This window comes from Metallibacterium sp. (genome assembly GCF_054637675.1).
The window spans coordinates 24,429-42,303 of record NZ_JBTSRB010000018.1 but is presented as its reverse complement, the minus strand read 5'-3'; the positions used below and the strand labels follow the sequence as shown (position 1 = coordinate 42,303).

Annotated in this window: 12 protein-coding genes; 10 read left to right on the top strand and 2 right to left on the bottom strand. The window is 67.6% G+C overall.

Features of this window, described 5'->3' with window-relative positions:
* The first annotated feature begins 9 nt into the window (after positions 1–9).
* From ubiG to ACYDAT_RS07760, 5 genes are all read left to right on the top strand, one after another.
* A complete protein-coding gene (gene ubiG / locus ACYDAT_RS07780; protein WP_461449425.1) occupies positions 10–720 on the top strand; it encodes a bifunctional 2-polyprenyl-6-hydroxyphenol methylase/3-demethylubiquinol 3-O-methyltransferase UbiG in 711 nt (236 codons plus the stop codon).
* Positions 717–1,388 carry a phosphoglycolate phosphatase gene (gene gph / locus ACYDAT_RS07775; RefSeq protein ID WP_461449423.1) on the top strand — a complete coding sequence of 224 codons (672 nt, stop codon included), beginning with the start codon at positions 717–719 and terminating at the stop codon, positions 1,386–1,388. Before ubiG ends, gph begins: the two co-directional genes overlap by 4 nt.
* Positions 1,385–2,227: a phytoene synthase gene (locus ACYDAT_RS07770; protein ID WP_461449421.1), complete on the top strand. Its 843-nt coding sequence runs from the start codon at positions 1,385–1,387 to the stop codon at positions 2,225–2,227. Before gph ends, ACYDAT_RS07770 begins: the two co-directional genes overlap by 4 nt.
* Before the next feature lie 34 nt (positions 2,228–2,261).
* On the top strand, positions 2,262–3,260 hold the full coding sequence (gene folE2, locus ACYDAT_RS07765) for a GTP cyclohydrolase FolE2 (RefSeq protein WP_461449419.1): 999 nt from the start codon (positions 2,262–2,264) through the stop codon (positions 3,258–3,260).
* Between the two features lie 216 nt (positions 3,261–3,476).
* Positions 3,477–4,205 carry a class I SAM-dependent methyltransferase gene (locus ACYDAT_RS07760; RefSeq protein WP_461449417.1) on the top strand — a complete coding sequence of 243 codons (729 nt, stop codon included), beginning with the start codon at positions 3,477–3,479 and terminating at the stop codon, positions 4,203–4,205.
* A 152-nt stretch (positions 4,206–4,357) separates the two neighbouring features.
* Here ACYDAT_RS07760 and ACYDAT_RS07755 read toward each other — a convergent pair whose 3' ends face one another.
* On the bottom strand, positions 4,358–5,545 hold the full coding sequence (locus ACYDAT_RS07755; RefSeq protein WP_461449415.1) for an alpha/beta hydrolase: 1,188 nt from the start codon (positions 5,543–5,545) through the stop codon (positions 4,358–4,360).
* Positions 5,546–5,611: 66 nt separating this feature from the next.
* Entirely contained in the window at positions 5,612–6,235 is a 624-nt protein-coding gene (locus ACYDAT_RS07750; RefSeq protein WP_461439912.1) for a GNAT family N-acetyltransferase, read from the bottom strand.
* Between the two features lie 197 nt (positions 6,236–6,432).
* On the opposite strand from ACYDAT_RS07750, the gene ACYDAT_RS07745 reads away from it, so the two are divergent.
* The 5 genes from ACYDAT_RS07745 to ACYDAT_RS07725 all read left to right on the top strand — a co-directional run bounded on the left by ACYDAT_RS07745 (position 6,433) and on the right by ACYDAT_RS07725 (position 17,792).
* Positions 6,433–7,044: a Maf family protein gene (locus tag ACYDAT_RS07745; protein WP_461439913.1), complete on the top strand. Its 612-nt coding sequence runs from the start codon at positions 6,433–6,435 to the stop codon at positions 7,042–7,044.
* Positions 7,045–7,164: 120 nt separating this feature from the next.
* The gene (gene rng, locus ACYDAT_RS07740; RefSeq protein WP_461439914.1) at positions 7,165–8,679 is read left to right on the top strand and encodes a ribonuclease G; all 1,515 of its coding nucleotides are present in this window, start codon (positions 7,165–7,167) and stop codon (positions 8,677–8,679) included.
* Between the two features lie 102 nt (positions 8,680–8,781).
* Entirely contained in the window at positions 8,782–12,684 is a 3,903-nt protein-coding gene (locus tag ACYDAT_RS07735; protein ID WP_461449413.1) for a YhdP family phospholipid transporter, read from the top strand.
* 88 nt (positions 12,685–12,772) lie between these two features.
* The gene (gene tldD, locus ACYDAT_RS07730) at positions 12,773–14,212 is read left to right on the top strand and encodes a metalloprotease TldD (RefSeq protein WP_461439916.1); all 1,440 of its coding nucleotides are present in this window, start codon (positions 12,773–12,775) and stop codon (positions 14,210–14,212) included.
* Between the two features lie 202 nt (positions 14,213–14,414).
* A complete protein-coding gene (locus ACYDAT_RS07725; RefSeq protein WP_461449411.1) occupies positions 14,415–17,792 on the top strand; it encodes a S41 family peptidase in 3,378 nt (1,125 codons plus the stop codon).
* The last annotated feature ends 83 nt before the right edge of the window (positions 17,793–17,875 follow it).

Here is a 17,875-nt window from a genome sequence, read left to right as displayed (position 1 = left end):
GGCCACACCATGAGCACACCCGCCGCCAATGCCGATCCCGCCGAGCTGGCCAAGTTCGGCAGCCACGCCGCGCGCTGGTGGGACGCCAGCGGCGAGGCGCGGCCGCTGCACGATCTGAACCCGGTGCGCGCCGCATGGATCGCCGCGCGCATGTCGTTGCAGGGCGCGCGCATCGCCGATGTTGGTTGTGGTGGCGGCTTGTTGTCCGAGGCGCTGGTCGCATGCGGCGCGCGCATCACCGGCATCGACCTCAGCAGCGAGCTGATCGAGGTCGCCAGGCTGCACCTGCACGAATCGAATCTGAGCGTCGATTACCGCGTCAGCAGCGCCGAGGATCTGGCGCGCGGCGAGCCGGCGAGCCGCGACGGCGTGTGTTGCCTCGAACTGCTCGAACACGTGCCCGATCCTGCCGCGCTGGTGCAGGCGCTGGCCGACCTGCTCAAGCCCGGCGGCAAGTTGGTGCTGTCCACGCTCAATCGCAGCCCGCAGGCGTTTGTCGGTGCGATCGTCGGTGCCGAATACCTGCTGCGCCTGCTGCCGCGTGGCACGCATCACTATGCTCGTTTCATCCGCCCCAGCGAACTCGCCGGCATGCTGCGCGCGGCCGGACTGGAGCTGGTCGAGCTGGCCGGGCTGGGCTACGAGCCGTTCACGCGCCGCGCCTGGGTGAGCGCGCGCGTGGACGTGAATTACATCGCGCTGGCGCGCAAGCCGGAATGAGCGCGGCCCCTCCGCGCTGCGCCGGCGTGCTGTTCGATCTCGACGGCACCCTGCTCGACAGCGCGCCCGATCTGGCCGCCGCGCTGGCGGTCATCACCCGGGAGCAAGGCGTCGCCATGCCCGATTACGCGCGCGTGCGTGCCGTGGTTTCCGCTGGCGGCAGCGCGGTCTTGCGCACGGCATGGCCGCAAGCTGCGCCTGGGCAAGTCGCCGCGCTGCTGCCGCGCTATCTGGATATTTACGCCGGCATGCTGGCCGAGCACTCACGGATGTTTCCCGGCATCGATGCGTTGCTGGCGCGCATCGAACGGGCCGGGTTGCCTTGGGGCATCGTCACCAACAAGATCGAGGCGTTGACGCTGCCGCTGCTGCAGCGCATCGGTCTGGCCGCGCGCGCCGGCGTGGTGGTGTGCGGCGACACGTTGGCGCAGAAAAAACCTGACCCGGCGCCGGTGCTGCACGCTTGCGCGGCGCTGGGCATTGCGCCCGACGCGACGCTGTTCGTCGGCGACGATCGTCGCGACGTCGAGGCTGGTCGCGCCGCTGGCGTGAGCACCATCGCCGTGGGTTGGGGCTACAGCAGCGGCGAAAATCCCGCCGATTGGCAGCCCGATGTGCTGGTGCAAACGCCTGCGCAACTGGCGCAGGCGCTGGGTTTCTCCGCATGAGCGCCGAGGCCGCGGCCAGCTTCGTGCAGCAATGGCGCGCGGCGCGTCCACTGCGCGACCTGGCGCTGCGTTTTCTGCCCGCCGATGAAACCGGCGTGCCGCTGCTGCTGGCGCTGGAGTCCGAGCTGTTCGGCATCCTGCATGCCATCGCCGCCGCGCAAGTGGCCGGCGCCAAATTGGCGTGGTGGGCCGAGGAACTGGCCGGCTTCGGCACGCCCGCCGCGCGCCATCCGCTGAGCCTTGCGCTGGCCGCCGATGCACGTGCCGCGCGCGTACCCGTGGCGCTGTGGCCGCAGGCCGCCGTGTCGTTGCTGCACGCGCTCGAAGCCCCCGCCAGCGCCGATTTCGCCGCGCAATTGCAGGTCGCGGAGGCCATGGCTGAGCCGTTCGCACGCATCGAGTGCGCGTTCGTGTTCGGGGTGCAGGCCGACTGCGCGCGCACGCGGCGCGTGCTGGCCGTGCAGCACCTTGGCAGCGAACTGTTGCAAACGCCGCAACGGGCGACGCAGGGGCGCGCGCCGCTGCCCATGCAAAGCCTGGCGCGGCATGCGCTGGCGCGCGCCCAGCTCGATCAACCTGGCGCCGTGCGCACGGCGGCGCTGGCCGAGCAGTGCGCGGCGCTGGCCGCTGCACTGCGTGCGGCCACCAGCTTGCCGGGACCGATCAACGGCCTGCGTGCCGCCGAGGCCGCGCACGACCGCCGCGCCTTGCAGCGCGCCGCGCGCGCCATCGAGCCGTTGGATACCCTGCTGGCCCAGCGTCAGGGTCTGACACCGGCGGCCGCCTTTGTCAGTTGGCGCGCGGCGCGCGCACAGCGCCGCATGCGCGGCGAGCCTTGACGCGACCGCCACGCCGCCCCACATAGCCTGCTTCATGTCCAAGACACCCGTTCCCGAGGATTTTCCCATGGCCTTCGATGTTCCGGCGCCGCGCGCCATGCCCGATGTCGCCTGCGAGCGCGACCCCGAGGTTTCCGGCCGCCTCGAGCGCGTCGGCATGCAGCGCATCGAGGCACTGCTGTGCCTGCCGCTGGCCGACGGTAGCCTGCGCGAGCTGCCCGCGCGCATCGATGCCTGCGTCGATCTGCAGGCCAGCGACGCGCGCGGCATCCACATGTCGCGCCTGTACCGCCAGATCGACGCCGCATTGGCCGCGCAGGCGTTCACCCCGGCCTTGTTGCACGAACTGCTGCAAGGCTTTCTGCGCTCGCACGAGGGTTTGTCCGCGCGCGCCATGCTGCAGGTGAATCTGGATCTGCCGCTGCGCCGCGCCGCGCTGGTCAGCAACCACAGCGGCCTGCGCCATTATCCATTGGCGCTGGCCGGCAGCCTCAAGCGCGGCGGCGCGCCGCGCATGGAGCTGGGCGTGGCGATCACCTACGCATCGACGTGTCCGTGCTCGGCGGCGCTGGCGCGGCAACTCATCCAGGAGCGTTTCACGCGGGATTTCTCCGCGCATGCGCCGCTCGACCACGCCGCGATTCGCGCATGGCTGGGTAGCGAGCAAGGCATCATGGCCACCCCGCATAGCCAGCGCAGCCGCGCCGACCTGCGCCTGCACCTGGCCACCACGGCCACGCAGTGGCCGATCGAAAGCTTGATCGACCGCGCCGAAGCCGCGCTAGGAACGCCGGTGCAAACCGCGGTCAGGCGCGAGGACGAGCAGGCCTTCGCGCGCCTCAACGCCGCCAATCTGATGTTTTGCGAGGACGCCGCGCGGCGCCTGCAGCACGCGCTGGACGCCACCCCCGACGTCGCGGATTTCTGGTTGCGCGTCGCGCACTTCGAAAGCCTGCACCCGCACGACGCCGTGGCGGTGGCCTGCAAGCGCGTGCCCGGCGGCTACGGCGCCGATGAGCGGGCGTTGACCTGATGCGCGGGTTGCCGGTCTCGATAGTGGCGCTCAACAGAGCAGCAAGCGTGTCGTGCGCCGAGCCTCATCCGAGCGCAGCAGAAACGACGCGTAATCGATGCGATGTCGGAACATCGGACAAGCCCCGGATTGCCCTTGCGCCAGCGCCAAGCAGCGATAGACAAGCGATGTGTCCGAAGCTCGGAATTTGTTTCGCTCGATGAGAACGATCCACTCATGCTTCAACGCTTTCTCAAAGCTGTCCGATTGCTTCAACCGAGTGCCCTGCGTTTTGGGTGGTGGGCATGTCCAATCTGCGGCTCCGCCCTTCAGGTACGCCTCAACACCAATGAAATGGGCGTGCGCTGCATGCGTTGTGGCGCGTCGCCGGTCACGCAGTCCATCGTGGACGTGATTCGCGGCAAGTGTTTGGATTTGTCTTCCCTGTCCGTCTACGAACTGTCATCTCGTGGAGTGCTCGTCGATTGGCTCGCACCACGTGCCGGATCGTTGACAACCAGCGAGTACATCCCGGAGGTGGCGCCGGGGAGTATCCGCCAAGGCGTGCGCTGCGAGGATGTGCGGCGACTGACATTTGCGGATGGCGCGTTCGACTTGTGCACGTCCACCGAAGTATTCGAGCACGTCGATGACGATCACGCTGGATTCGTGCAAGTGCGGCGCGTGTTGCGTCCTGGCGGCATGTTCATCTTCACCGTACCGCTGAGCGGAGCCGCGCACACCATCGAGCGTGCGCGCGTGCTCGATGGTCAATTGACGCACTTGCTTGAACCTGAATACCACGACGACCCGTTTTCCCGCAGCAAGCAGATTCTGTGCATGCGCAACTACGGAACCGATATCGTGGAACGGTTGCGCGATGCGGGATTTTCCCGTGCTGAATTGACGCGCCCGGCGTTTGACATGATGCATTACGCCCGCACGGTGATTGTTGCCCAACGCTGATAGAGCTGGCTCCGGTTGTCGGTTAATTCCCTCTGAAAACTCATGTTGTCGCCTTATCGTCGGTTGCGCGTGGCGCACTTCAGAAGCCTGCATCCGCACGACGCGGTCGCCGTGGCCTGCAAGCGCGTGCCCGGTGGCCATGACGCCGATGATCAGCCCTTGGCCTTGACCTGAGACACCGCCAAGGCGCCGCTGAATTGCCAGTCGAAGTAGCGTGTCAGCCAGGTCGTGCGCGTGGTGGTATTCGCGCGCAGCAGAAACGGCGGGTAGTCGCGGTGGTGCCGGAACACCGGGCAACGTCGCGCCGGCTGCTGGGCCACGGAACCCATCCAGTGCACAAACTCGGCGCCGAAACCCTGCACGGCGAATGGCAGCGAGAGATGGTCATACGTGCGTGCCGTGACTCGTTGCACGCGCGGCAGGCCCTGCGCCAGGCGCGCCAGCCCGCGGCCGCTGATCAGCCGGTCGCGGCTGCCGCGCACGACCAGCACGCAGGACGTTGTGTGCGCGAGCGCAGGTCGCGGCGACAGCGTGTACAGGTCGAGACCCAGCGCGCGGTCGACGTGATCGACGGCGGCGTCCATCTCGCCGCGCGTCACCAGCAGATGCGCCAGCCACAGCGGGATGAACAAGCCCGAGTCGGGTGTGCGGCGGATCGCCGACGCCGCATTGGCGAAAGGCTCCAGCGCGATGATGCCGCTCGGCGGTTGCGCCAGCCGAGCGGCCGTGAACAGCGCCACGTCGGCGCCGTAGGACACGCCGAACAGGTACAGCGGGTAATGGATCGCGCCGGCCAGTTCGAGCTGCGGAACCAGCTCGCTCAAGTCCATGGCCTCGGCTGGGCCGAATCCGGGTGGCGCCCGCGACGAGCCGCCCTGGTCGGGCAGGTCCACCATCACCACGCGATAGCCGGATTGCGCGAAGGCGATGGCCCACGACGACATCAGCAGCGCATTCATGCTCCAGCCCGGCAGCAGCAGCACGGTGCCCTTGCCCGGCAAGCGCGCGGGCAGCAGGTAGGGTGCCAGCGGCATTCCTGGCGCCCTGAACGACCAACTGCTGCTGTGCAGGCCGTGCTGGTCCTGCTGATGGATGCCGAAGACGCGCGGCGCGCTGTACCAATAGACCAGGGTCAGGCCGTTGGGTAGGTGCACCTGCGCGCGCCGGAATCCGATGACATGCCGCGCCATTTCGTGCTCGAAGTGCACGACCGTGTGTCCGGGTCGCGCGGGGTGCTCGATCTGCTGCGCGACGTAGCGCGGGACGATTTCCGCGCAGCCTGCCAGCAGCACGGCGGCCAGCAACACGCTCGTGCGCAGGATGAATCGCAGCGAATGCATGCTGAAAGTGTAGCCATTGCAGGCAATGTTGTGCCCGGCAGCGCGTCGTGGCCCGCCGCGCGTGCATCACAGCGGAATGCGCACCCGCACCACGCCGGGATCGCCGGACACGCGCGCCAGTTCGCCACCGTGCGCACGCGCCAGATGCAGCATGGTCACGTTGTCGTGGGCGACGTGGCTCCACAGCTCGCGCATGCCGGCGTGTCGCGCCGCGTGCATCAGGGTTTGCAGCAGCAGCCGGCCGTAGCCTTGACCGGCTTCGGCGCGCTCCACCAGCAGGGCAAACTCGGCGCAGGCGCAGGCCACATCAAGGAACATGCGGCCCACGCCGTGCAGTTCGCCGTGGCCCGGCTGCGCCGCGCTGGCAATGACCCATGCCTGCTCGATTTCGCCATCGGGTGTGCACAGGCGCTGCGGCGCGCCGGGCGGCAGTTCGCGCATGCTGTGCAGAAAGCGGCGGCGGATTTCGGTGGATGTCAGCCGCGCGAACAGGCGTTCCAGCGCCGGCTGGTCGGGCGCCTGGATGCTGCGCAACCACAGCGCATGCTGGCCGGTGCGCGTCAGTGCCGGTACGGCATCGCCGCCGGGCGCGAGCTCATGCGCGGCATAGCGCTGCGCGGCGGGCGCGGGCGGGCGACCGTGGCGCAGCGCATCGAGGGGGCTGCTGGCGTTGCTATCAAGGATCGGCATGGTGCTATTGTGCGCCGCAACATAAGTTGTTGTATACGCCTGCGTACGGGCCGTTCAAGCGTGCGTTCATGGTGGCCCCATGTTGCGGGCACGGCAGCGTTCGGCACCTTTGAAATGACGCGTGATGTCGGCGGACAGCCGTTCGGCAATAGCCGCACCGCTTCCGCTGTGTCGCGCGCTGCTGCGATCATCCGCGCATGAATCCCGCGCCGCGCCTGTTGCTTGCCTCCCGATCGCCACGCCGCCGCGAATTGCTGGCGCGTCTGGGCTGCGCCTTCGAACTGCTCGATGTGCAAGTACCCGAACAGCGCCACGCCGGGGAAACGCCGGCCGAGTACGTGCAGCGCGTGGCGCACGACAAGGCCGCGGCGGGCTGGGCGCAGGTGCGCGGGCCGCAGCCAGCGCTGGTGCTGGGCGCCGATACCGAGGTGGTGTTGGACGACACGGTGTTTGGCAAACCCGCGCACGCGGCGGCGGCGCTGGCCATGCTGCAACGTCTGAGCGGACACGAGCACGAGGTGCTTTCGGCGCTGTGCCTGCTGGGTGCCGGCGGCACGCGCGCCGCGCTGGTGCGCAGCACGGTGCGTTTTGCGCCACTCGACGCGGAAACCTTGCACGCTTACGTCGCCAGCGGCGAGCCGTTCGGCAAGGCCGGGTCTTATGCGATTCAGGGCTATGCCGAGAGCTTCGTGACACACCTTGCCGGCAGCTATTCGGGGGTGATGGGTTTGCCGCTGCACGCCACCGCCAGTCTGCTGCGTGCCGCCGGGGTGGCCCTGGGGCCACCGCGTGCCGCATCGTGGGAATGAACCGCCGCGCGCGTTTCCGGGCCGCACTGCCGCATTGCGCATGACAGTTGCAGCGGTGGAAGGCTATAAAGCATCCAGAACATTTGGCCGCGGTCTTGAACGCTGGCACATGAGGTTGGAGTGAGCGAGGAAATCCTGGTCAACGTCACCCCGCGCGAGACGCGCGTGGCGGTGATCGAGAACGGCATGTTGCAGGAGGTGCACCTCGAGCGCGCTTCGCGGCGTGGCAACGTGGGCAACATCTACAAAGGCCACGTGTCGCGGGTGATGCCTGGCATGCAGGCCGCGTTCGTCGATATCGGGCTGGAGCGCACCGCATTCCTGCATGCCGCCGACATCGCGCGCGCGCCGCTGGCCGAGGGCGCCGAGGCTGCGGCGGGCAATGGCGCGGGTAGCGGCGTCAATGGCAACGGTCACGGCCACGCCGCGTTGCCCTCGATCTGCGAGCTGCTGCGCGATGGCCAGGACATCGTGGTGCAGGTGATCAAGGATGCGATCGGCAGCAAGGGCGCGCGCGTATCGGCGCACCTGTCGATTCCCTCGCGCTGCCTGGTGCTGCTGCCGCAGGCGCGCACGCTGGGCATCTCGGCGCGCATCGAGGATGAGGACGAACGCGCGCGGTTGCGCGAGATCATCGCGCGGCGCACCGGCGAGAATGCGCTGGGTTACATCGTGCGCACCAATGCCGAGGGCGCCAGCGAGGACGCGCTGGCCTTCGACCTCGCCTATCTGGGCAAGGTTTGGCGCGTGGTGCAGGAAAACATCGCGCGCGCGCGGGTCGGCGAGCGCGTGTACGAGGAGCTTTCGCTGCCGCTGCGCGCGCTGCGCGATCTGATGCACGAGGACATGGAGAAAGTACGCGTGGACTCGCGCGAAACCTTCGACAAGCTGGTCAAGTTCGTGACCAAGTTCATGCCCGAGCTGGCGGGGCGCATCGAGCATTACGCTGGCGAGCGCCCGATATTCGACTTGTTCGGCGTCGAGGATGAAATCCAGCGCGCGCTGGACAAGAACGTGCCGCTGAAATCCGGCGGCTATCTGGTGATCGACCAGACCGAGGCGATGACCACGATCGATGTCAACACCGGTGGTTTCCTCGGCGCGCGCAATCTGGAGGACACCGCGTTTCGCACCAATCTGGAGGCGGCGCAGTCGGGCGCGCGGCAACTGCGCCTGCGTAATCTGGGCGGCATCATCATCATCGACTTCATCGACATGGGCGATCCCGAGCACCGTCGTCAGGTGCTGCGTCATCTGGAAAAATCCCTGGCCGGCGACTACGCCAAGACCACGGTGTACGAGATGAGCCCGCTGGGGCTGGTGGAGATGACGCGCAAGCGCACCACCGAAAGCCTGGCGCGGCAGTTGTGCGAGCCGTGCCCGACCTGTTCGGGTCGCGGCGTGCTGAAAACCGCCGAGACCGTCACCTACGAGATTTTTCGCGAGATCACGCGCGCGGTGCGTCAGTTCGAAGCGCGCCAACTGCTGGTGCTGGCTGCGTCGCGCGTGGTGCAGCGCATCCTGGAAGAGGAGTCGACCGCCGTGGCCGAGCTGGAGCAGTTCACGCGGATGAGCATCCGCTTCCAGCCCGAGGAGCACTACACGCAGGAACAGTTCGATGTCGTTCTGCTCTGACCGGTTGTCGCACCAGGCTCATGCGAGCTTGATGCGCGCGCGGGACATTCGCGTCCAGTACCAGCGCGGTGTTTCCCGACGCCCTGCCAAGCGCGGATGCCCGTGTCGCTGAAGTCTCGGCATCGCAGTTGGCAGCGCCGCCTACGCTTCTGGCTGGGCGCGTTGATCGCGACAGTGATCATCGCGTTGGCCACGGCCATGGCGCTGGGACAGATTCTGCTGCCGCTGGCGGCACGCTATCCGCAGCGCGTGGAAGCTTTGCTGTCACGCGAATTGGGGCGGCCGGTGCGGTTTCAGAGCATGCATGGCATCTGGCGCCCAAGTGGCCCCGAACTGACCCTGAGCAATCTGATCCTGGGTTCGCGCAGCGGCGCGCCGCTGCTGCGACTGGCCGAGGCCAAGCTGCGCTTCAGCTTCGGGCGGCTGTTCTGGCCTGATCGCCACTGGATCGAGCTGAGCGCGCGCGGACTCGATTTGCAATTGGCGCGCGATGCGGCCGGGAGCTGGCATATTGCGGGTTTTGGCGGCGCACCGAACGCTGGCGGGCAGAGCCTGTACTCGCTGCCGGTGGACTTGAAACTGACCGATTTGCGCGTCGAGGTGCAGCCCGGTCCTGCGGCGCCGCGTTACGGCTTCACCGCCGATGCGGTGCTGATCTCGGATCGCGATGACGCACTGCGTTTCGGCGCCAATCTGCGCCGCGACGGCATGGCGCACGACATGCGCGTGGCCGGCCGCTTCAGCGCCGATGGTCACAGCGGCGCGCTGTACGTGAATATCGCCAATGCCGATTTGGGCCAGTTGGCGCGCGACATGCTGGTGTCGGGTTATGCGCTGACGCGCGGCCGCGGCAGCGTGCGCGCCTGGCTGGATTGGCGCGACGGCCGCCTGCAGCGGGCGCAAACCGAATTCGACGTGACCGATCTCGCGCTCAGCGGCCCGCAGGCGCGCGCGGCGCAGTTGCCGCGGTTGAGCGGCACGCTGGATTTGCGCCGCGACGGTGCGTTGTGGCGTTTGCGTTATGCAACGCCTGCGCCGCGTGGCCAATCGTCCGGCCTGCTGCGAGCGGTTTTCGAGCGTCGTGGCGGAATGCCATGGCTGCGCGTACAGGCCGATGATGTGCAACTGGCGCCGCTGGTGCCGCTGTTCGGGCTACTGCCGCAGGCGCCGCCGAGCTTGTCGCAATGGCTGGGGGTGGCCGCGTTACAGGGGCGTATCGATCACGCCGATGTGCGCTGGTACGGATCGCGGGCGTACAGTTTTGTCGGCAGCGTGCGGGGTCTCGGTTGGGCGCCCACCGCATCACTGCCGGGCATCGACCAACTCGATGCAGTCATCCGCGGTGATCAGGAGGCGATCGCGCTGGAGCTACCGCGACAGGCGCTCACGCTGCGCTATCCGCACGTGTTCCGCAGCCCGCTCGCGTTCACCGCGCTCAGCGCGACGCTGGCCGCGTGGCACAGCGCGGCAGGCTGGAAGATCGGCATCGGCGCGCTGGATTTCGATGCCGCGCAATTTGCCGGCCGTGCCCAGGGAACGATCCTGTTGCGTCCAGGCCAACCCAGGCCGGTGCTGGATGTCTACGCCGCGCTGCGCCATGCCGATGTCGCCGCCGCCAAGTTGTTCTGGCCGACCAACATCATTTCGCCCAAGGGCGTGGGCTGGCTGGATCGTGCCTTGGTCAGCGGCAGCGTGGACAGCGCGCGCGCGGTATTTCGCGGCGATACCGCCGACTGGCCGTTTCGCGATGATCAAGGCCAGTTCCAGGCGCTGGCGAAATTCCGCGAAGTCAGCTTCGATTTCAATCCACACTGGCCGCTCGCGGTGGATCTGGCCGGCACCGCGCTGTTCGAAAATGACGGTCTGACCGTGGGCGCCACGCAAGGCAGTGTGCTGGGCAATCCGCTGCGTCACGCACTGGCGCGCATCAGCGATCTGGGTGAGATCACCCTGGCGCTATCCGCCGAGGGCGCGGGGCCGGCGCCGCAACTGCTGGACTTCGTGCGCAAGAGCCCGATCAGCAACCATTTCCGCGATGCGATCAAACCGCTGCGCATCAGCGGCAACGCCGGCTGGAGTTTCACCCTGGTGCTGCCGCTGCACGACGTGCACCAGTTCGCGCTGGACGGCACCGCGCAGCTCAGGCAGGTGAGCGTGGAGGCGCCCGAGTGGCAGCTCGCGATTCGCAAGATCAACGGCCCGCTGCAATTTGATCGTGGTGGCATCAGCGCCACCGGGCTGACGGCGGAGTTTCGCGGCACGCCGGCGACGCTGGCGATTGCCGCGGGCAAGGACACTGGCGTGCCGGGGCGCCCGCTGCAGGCCAGCCTCGCCGGGCAGTTCGACGCCGCGACCCTGCTGCGTGGCATCAATGCGCTGCAAGTCTGGGTGCCGCGACTGCAAGGCAGCGCGCCGGTGACACTGGGGCTGCGCATCGACACGGGCAACGGCACCAGTACCAGTGGCAACAGCGCCGCCACCAACGCCGCCAGCAGCGCGAGTACAGCCAGTGCCGCCAGCCCTGTTCGTAGCAACGGCGGCAACGCGACGCGCACGCTGAGCGTGGATTCCACGCTGGTCGGCATGCGCCTGAACCTGCCGGCGCCACTGGACAAACCCGCCGCCAGCAGCCTGCCGCTGCATCTTGAGATCGGCCTGCCGTTCGCCGGCGCGCGGCTGCGCGGCACGCTCGGCGGGCAATTGCTCAGCGCCAACGGGCGTCTGCCTGCGGCTGCGGGGCAAGGCCTTGCGCTGAGCCTGGGCCTGGGTGGCACGCCGCCGCCGCCGTTGCCGACGGGAGCGGCGGGCGGACTCGTGCTGGCCGGCAGCACACCGGTGATGGATGTCTCCGGCTGGTCCGCGGTCAGCACCGGCAACGGCAGTGGCGCACGTTGGCCACTGAGCGGATCGGTGCAAAGCCCGCAGGCCTTGCTGTTCGGGCGCGTGTTCAAGAATTTGCGGCTGCAATTGCAAAGCAGCGCGCAGGGCCTGCAGGTGCAGGCCAGCAGCCCGGCGCTGGAAGGCAGCCTGAGCCTGCCCGCTGACTTGCAACGCGCCGGCATCACCGCGAATCTCAAGCGCCTGTACTGGCCGGCCGAGGGCGTCAGCACCGAACCCGGCACGCCGGCCGCGCCGACGCCGATGGCCGCGGCCAATCCCGCGCTGCTGCCGCCGCTGCACCTGCGCGTGGATGATTTTCACCTCGGCACGGCGCAGTTTGGCAGCGCGAATTTCCAGAGCACGCCGATTGCCGGCGGCATGCGCATCGACCAGCTCGACTCGCATTCGCCCAACGTCACCATGCGCGCACGCGGTACCTGGATGGGCGACGCGCGCAGCAGCCGCACGCAAATGGTGATTGAGTTCAGCGCGGCTGATCTTGGCCACATGCTGGAGGCTCTGGGCTACCAGAATCTGGTCGGCGGCGGGCGCACCGTGGCGCACCTGGATGCGAGCTGGGCCGGTGCGCCCTCGGCGTTCGCGCTGGATGCGCTCGATGGCACGCTCAAGATCGCCGTGACCGAGGGCCGCATTCTCGAAGTGAAGCCGGGTGCGGGACGCTTGCTGGGTTTGTTTTCGATCGCCGAATTGCCGCGGCGGCTGATGTTTGATTTCGGCGACGTGTTCCGCAAAGGCTTCGCATTCGATTCGATCAAGGGTGATTTCACCCTCGGCAACGGCAACGCCGTCACCCATGATCTGGAGATTCGCGGCCCCGCCGCCGATATCAAGGTCGACGGTCGCACCGGCCTGCGCGCGCGCGATTACGACCAGATCGTGAGCGTGTCCCCCAAGGTCGGCAGCACGCTGCCGCTGCTGGGTGCGGTAGCCGGTGGCCCCGTGGGCGCGGCCGCCGGCCTGGCCTTGCAGGGGCTGCTCGGTTCGGGCCTGGCGCATGCCAGCGCCACCACGTACAGGATCACCGGCAGTTGGGAGAAACCGCTGATCGTGAAGATCAATCCCGCGCCGGCCAGCTCCGCGGCTCGCCCGCCGCCGCAGCACTGATCGCGCGCGCGGGGCTTGCGCTGCGCCGCCGCTGTCCCTACGTTGCAGGTCTCACTCGTCATCCGGCGCGTCGCGTCAGGCATTCCCCATGGATCAGGTTTTCAGCCTCGCCGAGCAGCGCCTGCTGGCGCCCGGCGATCTCGACAGCGCGGCGTTGCAGCGCGTGTTCGCACAGCTCATGAGTCCGCAGGTCGATGCCGCCGATCTGTATTTCCAGCACTCGCGCGCGGAGAGCTGGGTGCTGGAGGACGGTATCGTCAAGGATGGCCAGCACAGCATCGAGCAGGGCGTCGGCGTGCGCGCGATCAGCGGCGAGAAGACCGGCTTCGCCTATTCCGATGACATCGTGTTGCCGCAACTGCTCGCCGCGGCCGGCGCCGCGCGCGCCATCGCGCGCAGCGGGCGTGGCGACGGCCAGCCGCTGGCGCTGCGCGAGCCACGTCGGCTGTATCCGGCGATCGACCCGATCGACAGCATCGACACCGCGCGCAAGCTGGCCGTGCTGCGCGAACTCGATGCCTATTGCCGCGCGCGCGATGCGCGCGTCAAGCAAGTCATCGTGAGCTTGGCCGCCGGTCTCGACACCGTGCTGGTGGCCGCGGCCGACGGCACGCTGGCCGCCGACGTGCGGCCGCTGGTGCGCCTCAACGTGCAAGTCATCGTCGAGGCCGAGGGCCGCCGCGAGCAGGGTTACGCTGGCGGCGGCGGTCGCTATTCACTGGAAGAATTGCTGGGCAGTGGCCGCCCGCAACATCTTGCCGACGAAGCCGTGCGCGCCGCGCTGGTCAATCTAGAAGCCGTGGCCGCGCCGGCCGGCAGCATGACCGTGGTGCTCGGCCCTGGCTGGCCGGGGGTGATGCTGCACGAAGCCGTAGGCCACGGCCTGGAAGGCGATTTCAACCGCAAGGGCACCTCGGCCTTCAGTGGGCGCATGGGCCAGCGCGTGGCCGCGCCAGGGGTCACCGTGGTCGATGACGGCACGCTGCCCGGCCGCCGCGGCTCGCTCAGCGTGGACGACGAGGGCACGCCCAGCGCTTGCACCACGCTGATCGAGGACGGCATTCTGGTCGGCTACATGCAGGACAAACTCAACGCCAAGCTGATGGGCATGGCGCCCACCGGCAACGGCCGCCGCGAATCCTTCGCGCACCTGCCCATGCCGCGCATGACCAATACCTACATGCGTGCCGGCCCGCACAGCCACGAGGAAATCATCTGTTCGGTGAAGAAGGGCTTGTACGCGGCCAACTTCGGCGGCGGCCAGGTCGATATCACCAGCGGCAAGTTCGTGTTCTCGGCCAGCGAGGCGTACCTGATCGAGGACGGCCGCATTACCCGCCCGGTCAAGGGCGCCACCCTGATCGGCAACGGCCCCGAGGCCATGACGCGCATCAGCATGATCGGCAACGACCTGGCCCTGGACGAAGGCGTGGGCGTGTGCGGCAAGGACGGTCAGAGCATACCCGTCGGTGTCGGCCAGCCCACCCTGCGCATCGACGCCATGACCGTGGGCGGCACCGCGGCTTGATTCGTGGCAAACATGACGGTTTCGTAAGAACGGCGACCGCAAGTTGGCAGGCGCATGCAGGAACTTGTTCATGCTTCGGACAGTCCTTGACGGGTGGCCGCTGATGCGCGCCGCGCGCGGGCGGCGGCGCCGAATTTGATGCGCGCGTGCTGCCACGGCGCGCGCATTCGAGCCGCTTCGCTCCCCTGCCCAAGGATTGCCCATGATGCTGAAGACTCTGGCTGGCGCGTTCTGCGCGGCGCTCTCTCTCGTCTTGCTTGCGCCCAGCGCGCTGGCGCAGCCTGTGCCCGGCCCGGTGCAGGCGCTGATCCGCTATCCCAGCATCCACGGCAACACCGTGGCATTCGAAGCCGGCGGCGCGGTGTGGAAGGTGGGCGTGCAGGGCGGCGAAGCCACGCGCCTGACCTCGGATTCAGGCTACGACTCGCACCCGCTGCTCTCGCCCGACGGCAAGTGGGTGGCCTTTACCGGCTGGTATCGCGGCAACACCGATGTGTACGTGGTGTCGGTGAATGGCGGGCCGGTCAAGCAGCTCACCTGGCGTTCGATCAACGCTCAGATGCACGGCAAGATCATGACCGCGCCGGACAACATCGTGATCGGCTGGACGCCCAACAGCCAGGACGTGGTGTTCCTGTCGCGCCGTGAAAGCTTCAACCCGCAGATCGAGCGCGCCTTCGAGGTGCCGGTGACCGGTGGCCTGCCGGTGGCCCTGCCGATGCCATGGACCGGCCCGCTGTCGTTCAACGCCAGCGGCACCGTGGTGGCTTACAACAAGCTCGCGCGCGTGCTGCGCGCGTTCCACCGCAAGCACTACTACGCCGGTCAGGCCGACAACATCTACACCTATGACCTCGCCAGCGGCGCCAGCACGCAGTTGACCCATTGGAAGGGCGAGGACGCCTACCCGATGTGGTACGGCAATACGCTGTACTTCGCCTCGGATCGTGGCAAGAACGGCGTGCTCAACCTGTGGCAGCGCGACCTCAAGACCGGCGCCACGCAGCAGGTGACGGACTTCCCCACCTACGACGTGGACTGGCCCAGCCTGGGCAACACCGGCATCGCGCTGTCAGATGGCGGACTGTTGTACGTGTATTCCTTCGCCACGGGCAAGCTCGCGCAAGTGCCGGTGACGGTGCCGCTGGGCGGCTCGCGCACGCTGCCGTATGAATACGCCGCGGCCAAGATGATCCGCGGCGCCGACATCGCGCCCGATGGCAAGTTGGCGGTATTCAGCGCACGCGGCGCGCTGTTCACGGTGCCGGCCAAATACGGCCACACCACAGAAATCAGCCACACCGTGGCCAGCAATGACAAAGCCCCTGCCTGGTCACCCAACGGCAAGTGGATTGCCTACATCCGCGACAACGGCATCGACAGCCAGGTGATGCTGCGCGCGGCCGACGGCAAGGGCGCGCCCAAGGCGCTCACCCGGGAAGCCGACATCACCTACGCGGGTCCGCTGCTGTGGAGCCCCAACGGCGACTGGCTGACTTACACCGATTCGCGTCAGCGCCTGTGGCTGGTGGACGTGAACACCGGCGCGCGCAAGGAAGTGACCACCGACCGACAAAAAATCATTGGCGCGTTCCAGGACGTGGCATTCTCGCCGGACAGCCGCTGGCTGGCGTTTTCCAAGCACCTGCCCAACCACCTGCACGCGTTGTTCATCTATGGCGTGGACAACGGTCAGTTGCATCAGGTCAGCCGCGGTGATTTCAACGACAGCAATCCGGCGTTCTCGCAGGACGGCAAGTATCTGTACTTCGTCTCGGCGCGGCTGGTGAATCCGGTCCTGTCCGCCTACAACTTCGGTGCCTCGGGCGTGGTGCCCGATGGCCTGTACGTGACCACGCTCGAGGCCAGCACGCCGTCGCCGTTCGCGCCGCGCACGCAGGCGCCGGCCGCGTCCAGGCCCAAGTCGGGCGCGAAGGGCAAGACCAAGGGCAAAAAAGCCAAGACACCCGTGGTCAACATCGACTTCAACGGCCTGATCAACCGTGCGGTGCAGGTGCCGGTGCCAGCCGCCAACATCATGCAGGTGGCCGAGGCCAAGGGCGTCGTGTACTACGCCACCATGCCGGTGCCGGTGCTGGGCGGAGCGATTCCGGGCGAGATGCCCGAATTGCGCGCCTATGACCTGGCCAAGCGCAAGGCGCTGACCCTGGCGCAGGGCGTCGGTGGCGGGTTCGCGCTGTCGGCCGATGGCTCGACGCTGCTGTACAGCCTGCACGGCAAGTGGGTGCTGCGTCCAGCAACATTCTCGCCAGCGGCCAAGGCCAAGCCGCTGAACACCTCGCACATGCAGATGCAAGTGGTGCCGCGCGCGGAATGGGCCGAGATCTTCAACGAGGCCTGGCGCAACGTGCGCGATTACTTCGTCAATCCCGAGCTGATCAAGGCCAAGTGGGCCGCCATCGGTGACCGCTACCGCGCGCTGTTGCCGCTGGTGCAAACCCGTGAAGACCTCAACTTCATCATGGCCAACATGATCGGCTCGCTGGGCGAAAGCCACATGTACATCTTCGGTGGCGACATGGGTTGGCACTCCCCGCCGCAGCCGACCGCCGGACTGGGCGTCGAGTTCGCGCTCAACGCCAGCGCGGGCCGCTATTACCTGAAGCGCATCTATCACGGTGACAACACCGTGCCGGGCTACTACGCGCCGCTGGCGCAGCCGGGGCTGAAGGTGAAGCAGGGCGATTACGTGCTGGCCATCAACGGCAAGCCGCTGACGGCATCGATCAATCCATATGAGCTGTTGCAGGGCACACTGGGACAGACCATCGCGCTGAGTATCGCCAGCACGCCGGACGGCACGCCGTGGACGATTCTGGTCAAGCCAGTGGTCAACAGCGGCAAGCTGCACCTGCTGCACTGGATCAACAACAACCGGCGCGAGGTGAACAAGTTGTCCGACGGCAAGATCGGCTACGTGTACTTGAATGACATGGAGGCCACTGGCCTGCATGAGTTCGTGCGCCAGTACTACAGCCAGTTGAACAAGCCGGGCCTGATCATCGACGACCGCTGGAACCTCGGCGGTTTCATCGACACGATCCTGTTCAACCAACTCGACCAGAAACCGGTCGCGGCCTGGACCAACCGCCACGGTGCCTACTACCAGAGTCCGGAGGATGCCTACGTCGGGCACATGGCGGCGCTGATCAACCACGGCTCGGCCTCGGATGGCGACATCTTCGCCTACCGCTTCCAGCAGTATCACCTCGGGCCGACCATCGGTTCGCGTACCTGGGGCGGCGTGCGCGGCTATGACAACACCTTCCCGTTGCTCGATGGCGGTGCGCAGGTGGTGTCCGAGATCGCCATGTACGGCACCAACTCGAAGTGGGTGGTGGAGAACATCGGCGTGGTGCCATCGATCGAGGTGCATGTCAATCCCGGCCTGCTCGCGCGGGACAACCGCGACACGCAAATCGAGAAAGCCGTGGACGTGCTGCTGCAGGAAATCAAGCAGCATCCGACCGAAGTGTCGCCGCCGCCGCCATGGATGCCGGCCTTCCCCGTGCAGCCCGATTATCCGCCCTGCCCGGTGACCACCGGCACCTGTCAGTAACCGCCGCGTCACGGCCAGCCCATTGCGGGCTTGTCCGTGGCAGAGAGTCCAACGCGGCGCGAAGGCCCGCCCTCCGCGCCGCG